Below are 13431 nucleotides of genomic sequence, written 5' to 3'. Positions count from 1 at the left end.
GTTATTTTTTATTTCCAAACAAGATTAGGAAATCACCATAGCCTTCTTTCTCTAATTCCTCTTTTGGAATAAATCGAAGAGCTGCGGAATTAATACAGTAACGAAGGCCATTTGGTCCTGGACCGTCTGGAAATACGTGCCCAAGATGTGAGTCTCCTTCTTTACTTCTCACTTCTGTACGTGTCATATTATGACTCACATCCATCTTTTCTTTCACACTTGCTGACATAACTGGTTTTGTAAAACTAGGCCATCCACATCCACTATCAAATTTGTCTAGAGAAGTAAATAGCGGCTCACCTGAAACGATGTCTACATAAAGACCTTCCTCTTTATGGTTCCAATACTCATTTCGAAATGGTGGTTCTGTACCATTTTCCTGCGTTACATAAAACTGCATCTCATTGAGTTTTTCTTTTAAATGAGCATTATCCTTTGGCCAATGTTGCTTAATAAAAGCATCTCGTCCTGAGCCTTTACGATATAACTCATAGCGGAATGTGTTTTTCTTATGATATCCTTGGTGATATTCTTCAGCTGGATAAAATGTAGCTGCTGGTAGTATTTTTGTCGCAATTGGTTTTGAAAAGCGCCCACTCTGCTCAAGTTCTTCTTTTGAGGCTTCTGCTTTTTTATGTTGTTCTTCATTATGATAAAAAATCACTGTTTCATAAGACTGTCCGCGGTCGTGGAATTGTCCTCCAATATCGGTCGGATCAATTTGTCTCCAATATATATTTAACAATTCCTCATACGACATTTTATTTGCATCAAATGTAATTTGTACCGCTTCATAATGTCCTGTTGTTTCTGAGCACACTTCTTTATACGTTGGGTCCTCTTTATGACCGCCTGTATAACCTGAAATAACCTGTATAATGCCCTCCATCTCTTCAAATGGAGAAACCATACACCAGAAACACCCTCCAGCAAATGTAGCTAACTCTACCTTTTCATTTACAGCCATTCTTTCACCCCTATTCTATGTTCTTCTTACAGTATGGCATAAGGAACATCATGTTATAAAAGAAAAAGCATCGAACATCGATGCTTTTTCTTACTTCACTTTATTTTTTCCAACATCCTTCTCCATTTCATCACTTGTCACGTCTAAAACATCTAATAAGAAAATGAAGATTGGAATACCGATAATCAGTCCCCATACACCTAAGAAGTGCTCTGAGAAAATTAATACCATAAATGTATAGAAAATCGGTAAATTTGTTTTTTGCGACATAAACTTCGGATTTAATACGTAACTTTCAAGCGCATGAATCACTGTTACGATAACTAAAATATAAACAACGTACATAATACCGCCAATATTGTAAGCAATCATACAAAGTGGGAATAACGAAATGATAACCCCCGCTACTGGAATTAATCCAAGCAAGAAAATCATTAATGCTAAACCTAATAATTGCGGGAATCCTAATATCCATAATGCGATAACTGAAAGAACACAGTTAACAACAGCAATTAAAAATTGTGCTTCGATTACCTTTCCAAATGAACGTGCAAATTTCTTTCCGAAGTACTCAATTTCAGTATAGAAAATTGCAAGCCTGCTTTCTTTAAACTTTGCAGTAAAACCAACAATACGAGATTTTTCTAATAAGAAAAACAAACTCAAAATTAAAGAAAGTAAAACCTGAAGGCCAAATTTACCAACATTCGTAATCGATTTATACAAAATGTCTACGCCTTGTCCTACATATTTAGAAAGCTCCATATGATTGACAGCATTAACTGCATACTTAATTAGTTCACTATCTGGTGGGTTTCTTAAAAATACATTGAATTGGTAAATCAGTTGTGAAATTTGTATCGTCAATACTGGTAAATATTTAAATAGCGTAATAGCAATTCCACCAATTAACATTACATATAGAAATGCTATAATAATTTTTCGATTAATAGGCATGAAATGATCTAATTTGCGGGAAATAAACTTTTGGAATCGATCCATTAAATACGTGAGAATAAACGTAATTAATATTAAATTCAACATACTTTGCAGCCCGTATAACACGAGAGCAAGTATTACTAATACGAGTAACCTCTGAAATCCTTTACTTTGAAACAGGTTTTTTATTTGCATAATCGACGAATACTCTCTCCTGTCCTATAAACTAAAACGTTACTAAGTAGATTTCTCTCTCTTTTCTACTTTTAATTATTCATTCATATTAAGATTTTTATAAACTCATTATATGCCTACCTTAACAGGTATACAGTAGCTTACTTCTTATTTTACAATACAATGACCTAATTCAAAACGTATTCTACATAGTATTAATGAAGATTTAAGGAAACTTACATTTTTTTAAATAGGTCTTACCACTACTGTAACATAAAAAGCAAGCTATCAGTAGAAATCTGTCCTACAAATAGCTTGCTTTTCTTGTTTTTTAAGTAAGTTTTACTATCCAATGAATGGTATGAACATTGGGATGACAACTACTGTTACAACCCCAACTACCGTTACAGCAATACTTGCCATTGCTGCCTCTACCTCACCCATTTCAATTCCTACCGCAACTCCTAATGCATGACCCGCTGTTCCAAGTGCTAAACCTTTTGCAATCGGATGTTTCACTCTAAATGTTTTTAAGAATAATGCTCCTAATGCGTATACGATAACTGCGTTGAAAATAACTGCAAACGATGTAATTGCTGGAATACCACCAATACTTTCTGAAATTGGTAACGCAATTGCTGTTGTTGCTGCTTGTGGTAGCATTGAATTCATTACTGCTGTATCTAAACCGATTGCTTTTGCAACAATGAACACGACAATTACTGAGCAAATAGATCCAACCACGATAGCTGATAAAATTTGCCACCAATATTTTTTCAACTTATCAACTTGTTTATAGAGTGGGATAGCAAATGCAATGGTTGCTGGCTCTAAGAAGAAACTAATCATTTTTCCGCCAGTATTATATTCTTCAAAAGTAAAGTTACCTACCTTTAGAAAGACAATCCCTAATACCATCGCTACGAATAATGGCGTAAATAGGAAGAACCCTTTTGAATGCTTGAATAATAATGTTCCGATTCCGTATGCGATTAATGAAACGACGATTCCGAAATATGGAGTCATTGTGCTTGCCATGTTCATTACCTCCTAACAATATATAAATGCAATGGTTACGCAACCTTTCCGTGCTTGCGTCCTTTATTTACTACTTTCAATTCTTTTGTATCTTCTGTTTCTTTTTCATCTTTTCCTAAAATAAATTGTGCAAATAACCCTGTTACAGCGAGTAAAATAACTGTTGCTACAACAATTACAGTTAAAATTTGTACAAAGTATTGCCCCATTACACCAAGAGAATTAATAACTGAAATACCTGATGGGACGAATAAGAATCCAATAATACCTGTTAAAGCTGTTCCGAGTGATTCAACTTGCTCCAATTTAATAACTTTTAAACATAATAGACTAAATAAAATAACTAACCCGATTACCGATGAAGGCATTGGAATTGGTAAATATGTTGCAATAATATTAGAAATTAACATAATAGCTGAGAATATGAATGCTTGTGATAAGAAACTATATACTTTTTTCGTACTCATTTTGGCCACCTCTTTCGATTTGGTACCTTTATTGTATAGGATAAAAACGTATAAGTAAGCGTTTACATAACAGAACGTCAAATATACAGAATCAGTTACAAATATAAAAGGATGAAATACAAAAGCTGCTTCTTAAATACGAAGCAGCTTCTTGAGTTCTTTTGCATATGTACGGCTAACAGGTACTTTCGATCCTTCTTTCATGATTAAATTATAAGTAGAATTAAACCATGGCTGAATTTCAGTAATATGATTAATATTCGCAATAAAGCTACGGTGTACGCGCATGAAGCTTGCTTGTGGTAACTTCCTCTCTAAAATTACAAGTGTATCATGTGTTACATACGTTTCCCTCATTGTTTTTACTGTTACTTTCCCATCTACAAGCCCTACATATATAATATCTTCAATATTAACAAGTACGATTGATTCTTCAATTGGTAATGCTAATTTATGCATCTCTGCTGTTACATCTGTCCCCTTTATTTCGTGCTTCGTTTCTATTTGCGCTTGTTTTTGTTTTTTATACTTCTTTAATGTCTGCACAATACGCTCTTCATCAAATGGTTTTAAAATGTAGTCTAACGCATCTACTTCAAATGCTTGCAGCGCATATTGATCATAGGCAGTAGCAAATACAATTGCAGGTGGATTTTTCATCTTCTTTAATATATTCGCGATTTCAAATCCGTTATCATCGGATAATTGAATATCTAAAAACACAATATCTGGTCTACTTTGCATTAGTTCTTCTAATGCGTCTTCCACACAATCAGCCTCACCAATTATCTCAACTTCTTTCGTTCTCTCTAATAAATACTTTAGTTCATCACGTGCTAACATTTCATCGTCAACTACTAGTACTTTTAACAATCTGCTCTTCCTCCCCTACTTTTTTTGGAATAACAAAAGTAATCTCTGTCCCCTCATTTAATTCACTTTCGATATGAAGCATCGTTTCTTTTCCAAATAATCCAATAAGACGTTCATTAATATTATATAAAGCTGTTCCAGTCCCTTTCTTTGACGAAACTACCATCTTTCCTAATTGTTCTAAACGTTCTTCCTCAATTCCCTGTCCATTATCTTTTACTTCAAAGTGAACCATACCCTCTTTTTCAAAAACATGCACTTCCACTTCGCATACTGGTTGCTTCTTCGGAAAAGCATGTCGCAATGCATTTTCAACCAATAGTTGAAGAACAAATGGTGGTACTAAAGTTGTCTTTAGCTCATCTTCAATATACATCTTTACCTCATACTTATTTGGGAACCTTGCTTGTTCTAGGGATAAGTATGCCTGTACATGGTTTAATTCTTGTTCTAGTGGAATCAATAACTGACGTGCCCCTTGCAAATTACAACGGAAATATACGCTAAGCTGTAATAATAACTTCCTTGCTTTTTCTACATCTGTTCGGCATAAAGCTGATACTGTATTAATCGCATTAAATAAAAAGTGCGGGTTAATTTGCGCTTGTAATGCTTTTATCTCCGCATCTTGAAGTAATTTACTTTGCAACTCAGCTTCTCCTAACTCTAACTGCGTGGAGAATATTTTTGCTAACCCTTCTGCTAATTCCTCTTCCACACGACTTAACTGGTTAGGATTTTTGAAATAGAGTTTTAATGTCCCTATCGTATTTCCATGCGAAGTTAGTGGAATTACAATCGCCGCTTGCAAAGGGCAGCCTTCATGTTGACAATTAATAACCTCACGTGATTTCGCTTTCATTATTTTCCCTGTGTTTAACACTTCTTTCGACAAACCGGTTATTAAACTATGTGAAGGAATATGGTGATCTGATGCTAATCCAACATGAGCTAATATTTTCTCTGTATCTGTTAAGGATACCGCATCTGTTCCTGTAAAACGGTGAATAATTTGTGCCACATGCTTACATGATTCTTCTGTTAAGCCTTGGCGGAAATACGGTAACGTTTTATCTGCAATACGTAATACTTTATGAGTCTGCAGTGCCTTTGCATTCTCCTCCTGACGCAAAATAGCTTGTATCATAGAAAGTAAAATAAAACTTCCAAAACTATTTACAAGAATCATTGGTATCGCTATTGTTTTCACAATGCTCATTCCATCCTCTATAATTAATAGGATCATAATCATTTCTAAAGAAACGATAAAAACACTTAAAATCGCTGAAAACTTAGGGGTAATTGTACGGTTATATTTTTTAAAAATGTATCCGATATAACCAGTTATAACGCCTGCTAAAATTGAAGAGATTGCACAACTTAGCGCTGTCGTACCACCAAGCATATAACGATGAATACCAGCAATAAATCCTACTCCAACCCCTACGATAGGGCCACCAAGTAAGCCGCTAATACCGACACCCATAATACGCGTATTCGCAATTGTACTTGACGAAGAAACACCTTGTAACCAGTTTTCATTCATAATCGTATTTCCTGCTATTTCAATCCCAGTGTAATTGCTTACAATTGTAAATACCGAAAAAATACAAATAAGCTTCAGCTTATCTACATAGCCATCCTGTTTATGAAGGAGGCGTCTGAAAGTTTTAATATGAGAGAGTAAAAATCCTAAAATAACTATAAGTCCGACTCGTTCAATCATCATGAGTACTAAATTTAGCATCTTTGATTCATTCCTTTTTATTTAGTTAGTTTTATTATGGGAAAATAATGAAGTCGGCGTCAAGAAGAACGAAATATTTTTTGAAATATTTTACACATAATAACTTCCTCTTTATTTGACAATACAATAGAAGAGTGCTAAAAATAAAGTAATATAATACAGTCCTTTAACCCAACCCCGTGAGGTTGAGAAGGAAGTCGGAATATAATATACGTATGTTCTTTTTGGGGGATACGTATGCTTTTTTGACCTTCTCATCATATCAGGTGAGAAGGCCTTTTGTTATTCTTCCATAGCGACTGTAGAAAATAAGGAGGAGTAATAATGAACGTCACTACTGATGTACAACAAATAACAGAGGAGACGAAAGCGAAAAGATATAAAACATTATTTGGTTCTGCGCTAGGATATGCAGCAGAAGGTTTAGATATGTTGCTATTATCTTTCGTACTTGTCTATATTTTAAAAGAGTTTCACTTAAGTCCTGTTGAAGGTGGAAACTTAACATTAGCTACCACAATAGGGATGTTAATTGGTTCTTATTTATTTGGATTTATTGCTGATTTATTTGGCCGTATTCGTACAATGGCCTTCACAATCTTACTGTTTTCACTAGCAACCGCACTCATTTATTTCGCAACAGACTACTGGCAATTATTAATTCTGCGCTTTTTAGTTGGAATGGGTGTTGGTGGTGAATTCGGAATCGGAATGGCCATTGTAACAGAAACATGGTCTAAAGAAATGCGCGCTAAAGCGACATCTGTTGTTGCACTTGGATGGCAATTTGGTGTACTGGTTGCTTCACTCCTTCCAGCATTTATTGTCCCGCACTTTGGATGGAGAGCCGTTTTCTTATTTGGATTAATTCCAGCTTTACTAGCTGTCTATGTCCGTAAAAGTTTAAGTGAACCGAAAATATGGGAGCAAAAACAACGCTACAAAAAGGAACTGTTGCAAAAAGAAGCTACAGGTAAATTAACAACTACTGAAGCAGAACAACTAAAACATATAAAAAAATTCCCACTTCGAAAGTTATTTGCCAATAAAAAAGTAACAATTACAACAATCGGTCTCATTATTATGTCGTTTATCCAAAACTTCGGATATTACGGAATCTTCACATGGATGCCCACTATTTTAGCAAATAAATATAACTATACATTAGCAAAAGCAAGTGGCTGGATGTTCATTTCTACCATCGGTATGCTAATTGGAATTGCAATCTTTGGTATTCTAGCTGATAAAATTGGTCGCCGTAAAACTTTTGCAATCTATTATATTGGCGGTACAGTATACTGTCTCATTTACTTCTTCTTATTCACAGATTCAACATTATTATTATGGGGAAGTGCATTGCTTGGATTCTTTGCAAATGGAATGATGGGAGGATTTGGGGCAATTTTAGCTGAAAACTATCCTGCTGAAGCTCGCTCTACCGCTGAAAACTTTATTTTCGGTACAGGACGTGGGTTAGCTGGATTTGGGCCTGTTATTATTGGCTTACTCGCTACAGGTGGCAACCTACTTGGAGCATTGTCCTTGATTTTTATCATCTACCCAATCGGGTTAATTACAATGCTACTATGTGTACCAGAAACAAAGGGAAAAGTATTAGATTAAACGTAAAAGAGGAGGCATCTCATTTAAGATGCTTCCTCTTTTACGTTTTTATTTATTTTGATTTACTAGCCTTCTGAAATAAGAATGCAGTTTTATCTTCTTCTTTTACAATACCTTGTTTTAATGCTAATTCTCCCGCAACTTTAGGTGCTAACCATAGCATTGGGAATAACAAAATTGATACCGGAACTGCCGTCACCACGATAAACGATTGTAGCGCATTAATACTTCCTTCACCCATATATAAAAGAATTGCTGCAACTGCGCCCATAATAAGCGACCAAAAAATTCGCAAACTAATTCTAGGATCTCCGTCTCCAGTCACTGCCATGGAAATGGAATACGCCATTGAATCTCCTGTTGTCACTACAAATAAAATTGTTAATAAAAGAAATGCTGGTCCAATAATATTAGAAAGTGGCAATTGTCCTGTAATTGCAATCATAGCTGCCGGCATACCAGATTCACTTAATGCGTCCGAGATAGACCCAGGATTCATCAACTCATAAAACACGCCTGATCCACCTAATATAGTAAACCAAAACGTTGTAATAATAGGTGCGATAATTCCAATTGCAACGATGATTTCTCGAATCGTTCTCCCTCTTGAAATTCGACTCACTAAAATTGCCATCATTGGTCCGTATCCAATAAACCATCCCCAGAAAAAGATTGTCCAAGATCCTAACCAACTTGTATCACCACGGTATGTGCTCATCGGTATAAACTCATTTACATAAAATCCAAACGAAGAAACAAACGAATCAATAATAAATCCACCTGGCCCAAATAGTAATATGAATGCCATTAATACAATTGCTAATCTAACATTTAAATTACTTATAATTTGAATCCCTTTATCAATACCTGTTACTGCCGATATGGTAGACACGGCCACCACACAAACAATAATTGCTAATTGAGTAGTAAACACATCAGAAATTCCAAATAATTCTTGTAATCCATAACTTGCTTGTAAACCTAAAAATCCAATTGGGCCAATTGTACCTGCAGCTACTGCAATAATTGCAGCTGCATCAATTATCGTTCCAAGCAGGCTCTTTCTTAATTTTTCCCCAAAAATAGGATATAAAAGTGTTCGAGGTTTTAGCGGCATATCTTTATGATAATGTCCATACATCATAACTACCGCACTAATTGTACCTAAAATCGTCCATGCTAAAAATCCCCAATGCATATAACTTTGTGCTAAAGCAGGCATGACTGCTTCTTTCGTTCCAGCAGATATACCATCATGTATTGGTGGCACCGTCATCAAATGATACATTGGCTCTGCTGCTGCCCAAAAAACGCCACCTCCAGCAAGTAATGTAGACATAATAATAGCAAGCCATTTTGCCGTACTAATCTCAGGTTTTTCTAATCCCCCAAGCTTAACTCTCCCATATTTGGAGAAAGCCATACACATCGCAACAATAAATGTACCTAATAATAAAACTTGCCAGAAGGCACCGAAATATTTAATTGAAAAAGCGAAACTTTTATTAATCGCACTCTCTACATAATCCTTGTTCAAAAAAACTGCAATTACAAATAATAAAAGTGAACCACCACTAATAATAAATACAGGCCAATCAGTTTTTCGACTCTTCATCCTCATTTATACTTCCTCCTTCCTCAGCAATCTAAAAAAACAACTTTATTATGTTTTATTGTTTAAACCTAAAAACATAATAATTATATATGCATAACATTTTATCGACTTCCCACATACTTATGTTGTCCCTAAAAATATGCCAAATCCCTTATTAAAAAGAAAAATCCTCTTCCTCTTACATAAAAAAGCAAAACAAAAGACCTTATATTTCTATAAGGTCTTCGAAACAGAAATTTGATTATAACATAAGGTACTCCTTGGTTCAAAAAGCCTCTTCCAAAAATAACCGAGAGTAAAGGCTTCCATTTGCTACATAACAGTAATTAAAAAAAATTATATTTCACAGAAAAAACCTACACTAAATATTATTTATGAAAGAAATTTGGCTTCAAAATTTCATTCGGATACGGTTTATGATAAATGTGAGTGGTAGCTGGAGATAATGGCGGAATAAGCCATACCCAATTACCTGTTACAACACGACCACAAGCAGCTTCTTGCTTCTCAAATTGCTGAAATTGTTGTGCAGCAGTATGGTGATCAACAATACTAACTCCTTGTTTTTTAAAGGAGTGTAGTACGGCAATATTCAACTCAATTAGCGCCTTATCTTTCCATAAGGTACCGTTTCTCGATGTATCTAAATCCATCATCTCCGCAACAGCCGGAAGTAAATTATAACGATCATGATCTGCTAAGTTGCGCGCCCCAATTTCTGTTCCCATATACCATCCATTGAACGGAGCGGCTGTATAAGAAATACCACCAATTTCTAAACGCATATCTGAAATCATTGGAACACCATACCATTTTACTCCAAGTGATGAAATAGGGTATTCTGGGTGTTCAATTGGCACTTCTTTTACTTCTTCTCTCGGAATTTCTTTATATGTAGGCGCCTTCCCGTTTATAGAGAACACAAGTGGCAATACATCGAAATTCGTACCTTCTCCTTGCCAACCAAGCCCCTGACAAAAGTCCGTAAATGTAGCGGAATGAGAATCACCAATCACTCCCGTTTCTGTTTTATATCCTGCATATCGAATCAATTGGTGATTATAAATTCTTATATTATTTTCTTCACCTTGATATTGCTTAAAAATCGTAATGGTTGGTTTAACTTTCCCGTCGTTCGTTGCATATTTAATATGATGAATTAATGCATTATATACACCCTCTTCATCATTTACTTCGCGCGCATCTAATATGTGCATCTTACTCCAAAATAGTCTTCCAATACATCTATTACTGTTACGCCATGCCATTCGTGAACCATGAACAAGTTCTTCAAATGTATGCTCATATGTCCCTGTCTTTTCTATCTCAATTTGAATTTCTTTTATACGTTCTTCTATCAATTGTTCTTTATGAAGCTCCTTATAACAAATCGTAATAAAATTACTTGCTTCCTCTATTAATTGTTTCGTTTTACTCATAAACAATCTCCTTCTATTTCAACAAAACCCTGCTACTTTACAGTATAAGCAAAAAGGATAGGAGTCACAAATGAAAGTGAGAGTGTTACTTTTATTGTAATATTTTTCAGAAAATTAATGGACTTACTATTGACTTATATGGAAAATGGGTGTATTTTTGACTCAGGTAAAGTATTTTTACCTAGACCAACTTTTTAAGTAGAAAGGAGGTAATGTTATGTCTTCATTTCAATTGCCAAAGCTTTCATATGACTATGATGAACTAGAGCCACATATTGATAGCAATACACTTTCCATTCATCATGGAAAGCACCATGCGACATACGTAAACAATTTAAATGCTACTTTAGAAAATTATACTGAATTACATAATAAATCTTTAGAAGAATTGCTATGTAATTTAGATGCTTTACCGAAGGAAATTGTTACAGCTGTACGAAATAACGGTGGTGGTCACTATTGTCATAGTCTTTTTTGGGAAGTGATGAGCCCACGAGGTGGCGGTGAGCCTAATGGAGACGTTGCAAAAGTAATTGATTATTATTTCAATACCTTTGACAACTTAAAAGATCAACTTTCCAAAGCAGCTATTAGTCGTTTTGGAAGTGGCTATGGATGGCTTGTTCTTGACGGTGAGGAACTCTCTGTTATGAGTACACCAAATCAAGATACGCCTTTGCAAGAAGGGAAAATCCCCTTACTCGTAATTGATGTATGGGAACATGCTTATTATTTAAAGTATCAAAATAGGCGCCCAGAGTTTGTTACCAACTGGTGGCATACAGTAAACTGGGACCAAGTAAACGAGAAGTATTTACAAGCAATTCAATCACAAAAACATTAGTCGTACGTATAAGGTAAATTTGGTAATGTAAAATCAGTATTGTCGAAATCCTCCAGAATCCCCCGGATTGCCACCGGGGGATTTATGATTACTTCATTGTATTTATATAATGTTTTAAAACATTTTTCATTTCTAGTTTCAGCTCTCGGAACAAAAATCCGAATTCACGAGCCTTTCCATTATGTAATGTACAGTTAGTTACCTCATTATAAGGAGCTATATTTTCCCCAGCTTTCTGAATGAGTGCTTTTATTCCTGTCTTCTCTTCTATGAAATGAATAATTTCTTCCGTAGAAACTACCCCGTTACTACAGGCGTTAATTGGCCCTTTCACATTTTCCATTCCGCACCAAGCTAGAAACTCTCCTGCCTCTTTTTCATGTATAAATGAAAAAGTTCCATCTACATGATCCACAACGATAGGTTTTTGGTTCACAATACATTCAACGTAAAATTGTAACCTTTTCGTATAATCGTTTTCTCCAATAACAACTGGAAAACGAACTGCAACAACTGGGAATGTTGCTTGTTGAAATACAACGGCTTCAGCTAATCTCTTTCCTTCACCATAATTGAAGTCATTCCTATCTCCATACGCGATTGCATAATCGTACGGATTAAAGTCTTCTTCTGATAAGCTTAGGGCAGGTTCATAGACGGCCATTGAAGATGTCATAACATATTTCTTCGTTTTCCCTCGTAACACTTCACATATTATCTTCGCTGCATTCGAGCTATAGCATAAATTATCGTATACAATATCATAATTTTTTCCTTCTAGACGCTTTTCTAGTAGCTTTCCATCTTCTCTATCAATAATTATTCTTTTTACTGCGCTACCAAAAGAATCTTCAGTAACTCCCCTCGTCGCAATCGTTACATCGTGCCCCTCTTGCAAAAGTGCTTCTACTAAATGTTTACCAAAAAATCTTGTTCCCCCTAGCACCAATACTTTTTTCAACTTCATCATCCCCATTTTAACAAATTGTAAAATACTACCTCTCTATTATAAGTGCCAACATATAAAAAGCATGGAATTCGTTTAACGATTCCATGCTTTTCTACAGAAAATATATTAACGTACTCGATATTTATAAATACAATAACAGAAGTACAAAATAGAAATTACTGATACATAAACCCATAGTTCATATACAAATCCCTCTCCCCACACTCCCATAAAATAAAAGAGTGAAGGTAAAGTCAATGTTACCCATGATTGTACGAAGGCAATCCTTCCAAGATATTGATTAATGTTCTTCTTTTGTGTATTTAATACAAAGAATAAATACCAAAGTAATGCCCACATAAACCACGTTAACGCATTAACAACATCATGGAATTGAACAAATGAAACAACCATATAGAATAAGGCTATAATTGCTACCCAAATACAAAACCATCCTAGACCACTACTATCCATTCCTTTTATAAAAGTAACACCTACATATAAATAAGTTAATCCAAATAAGAAAGTAGCCGCATATGAATACACTGTCCAATTGCTTTGGTCAGAAATCATGATCAAATAAAACGGAATAATAATTTGTAGTGCACCCACAAATAAATTAAAAACACCCGCACTTTTCATCTCTGCTTTCCCTAATATAACAAGACTATTTAAAAATAAAGCTGCCCCTGAAAGTAATAATCCTACATAACCCATATATATTCGTGTGAAAATCTTTACCTTTCACACTTTTAA

Annotated in this window: 12 protein-coding genes; 2 read left to right on the top strand and 10 right to left on the bottom strand. The window is 35.0% G+C overall.

Annotation, left to right across the window (positions count from 1 at the left end; translation table 11 throughout):
• Position 1: 1 nt before the first annotated feature.
• From msrB to lytS, 6 genes are all read right to left on the bottom strand, one after another.
• Positions 2-967, bottom strand: a complete 966-nt coding sequence (msrB, locus tag MR112_RS09500; RefSeq protein ID WP_000290174.1) for a peptide-methionine (R)-S-oxide reductase MsrB — start codon at positions 965-967, stop codon at positions 2-4.
• Positions 968-1057: 90 nt separating this feature from the next.
• Positions 1058-2101 carry an AI-2E family transporter gene (locus MR112_RS09495; protein WP_001166010.1) on the bottom strand — a complete coding sequence of 348 codons (1044 nt, stop codon included), beginning with the start codon at positions 2099-2101 and terminating at the stop codon, positions 1058-1060.
• Positions 2102-2425: 324 nt separating this feature from the next.
• Positions 2426-3118 (bottom strand): antiholin-like protein LrgB, encoded by a 693-nt coding sequence (lrgB, locus tag MR112_RS09490; protein WP_000168868.1) that lies wholly within the window; start codon positions 3116-3118, stop codon positions 2426-2428.
• A 35-nt stretch (positions 3119-3153) separates the two neighbouring features.
• Positions 3154-3585, bottom strand: a complete 432-nt coding sequence (gene lrgA / locus MR112_RS09485) for an antiholin-like murein hydrolase modulator LrgA (RefSeq protein WP_059304286.1) — start codon at positions 3583-3585, stop codon at positions 3154-3156.
• A gap of 132 nt (positions 3586-3717) precedes the next feature.
• Complete coding sequence (locus tag MR112_RS09480) at positions 3718-4458, bottom strand: LytR/AlgR family response regulator transcription factor (protein ID WP_075676724.1); 741 nt, start codon at positions 4456-4458, stop codon at positions 3718-3720.
• Positions 4436-6205, bottom strand: coding sequence for a two-component system sensor histidine kinase LytS (gene lytS / locus MR112_RS09475; RefSeq protein ID WP_226368863.1), 1770 nt, complete (start codon positions 6203-6205; stop codon positions 4436-4438). The genes MR112_RS09480 and lytS overlap by 23 nt, the downstream gene beginning before the upstream one ends.
• Before the next feature lie 324 nt (positions 6206-6529).
• On the opposite strand from lytS, the gene MR112_RS09470 reads away from it, so the two are divergent.
• Positions 6530-7828 (top strand): MFS transporter, encoded by a 1299-nt coding sequence (locus MR112_RS09470; protein WP_001103408.1) that lies wholly within the window; start codon positions 6530-6532, stop codon positions 7826-7828.
• A gap of 52 nt (positions 7829-7880) precedes the next feature.
• On the opposite strand, the gene MR112_RS09465 is transcribed toward MR112_RS09470, so the two are convergent.
• On the bottom strand, positions 7881-9449 hold the full coding sequence (locus MR112_RS09465) for a BCCT family transporter (RefSeq protein WP_001242442.1): 1569 nt from the start codon (positions 9447-9449) through the stop codon (positions 7881-7883).
• A gap of 362 nt (positions 9450-9811) precedes the next feature.
• Positions 9812-10882 carry a nitric oxide synthase oxygenase gene (locus tag MR112_RS09460; RefSeq protein WP_000047627.1) on the bottom strand — a complete coding sequence of 357 codons (1071 nt, stop codon included), beginning with the start codon at positions 10880-10882 and terminating at the stop codon, positions 9812-9814.
• Positions 10883-11099: 217 nt separating this feature from the next.
• On the opposite strand from MR112_RS09460, the gene sodA reads away from it, so the two are divergent.
• On the top strand, positions 11100-11726 hold the full coding sequence (sodA, locus tag MR112_RS09455; protein WP_000094037.1) for a superoxide dismutase [Mn]: 627 nt from the start codon (positions 11100-11102) through the stop codon (positions 11724-11726).
• An 88-nt stretch (positions 11727-11814) separates the two neighbouring features.
• On the opposite strand, the gene MR112_RS09450 is transcribed toward sodA, so the two are convergent.
• Together MR112_RS09450 and MR112_RS09445 are read right to left on the bottom strand one after the other, a co-directional pair.
• A complete protein-coding gene (locus MR112_RS09450) occupies positions 11815-12702 on the bottom strand; it encodes an NAD-dependent epimerase/dehydratase family protein (protein WP_242244902.1) in 888 nt (295 codons plus the stop codon).
• Between the two features lie 99 nt (positions 12703-12801).
• Positions 12802-13392: an AmiS/UreI family transporter gene (locus MR112_RS09445; RefSeq protein ID WP_000542569.1), complete on the bottom strand. Its 591-nt coding sequence runs from the start codon at positions 13390-13392 to the stop codon at positions 12802-12804.
• Between the last annotated feature and the right edge of the window lie 39 nt (positions 13393-13431).

Source organism: Bacillus cereus group sp. BfR-BA-01330 (assembly GCF_022663885.1).
Lineage (GTDB): Bacteria > Bacillota > Bacilli > Bacillales > Bacillaceae_G > Bacillus_A > Bacillus_A cereus.
This window is presented reverse-complemented; position numbering and strand designations above follow the sequence as displayed.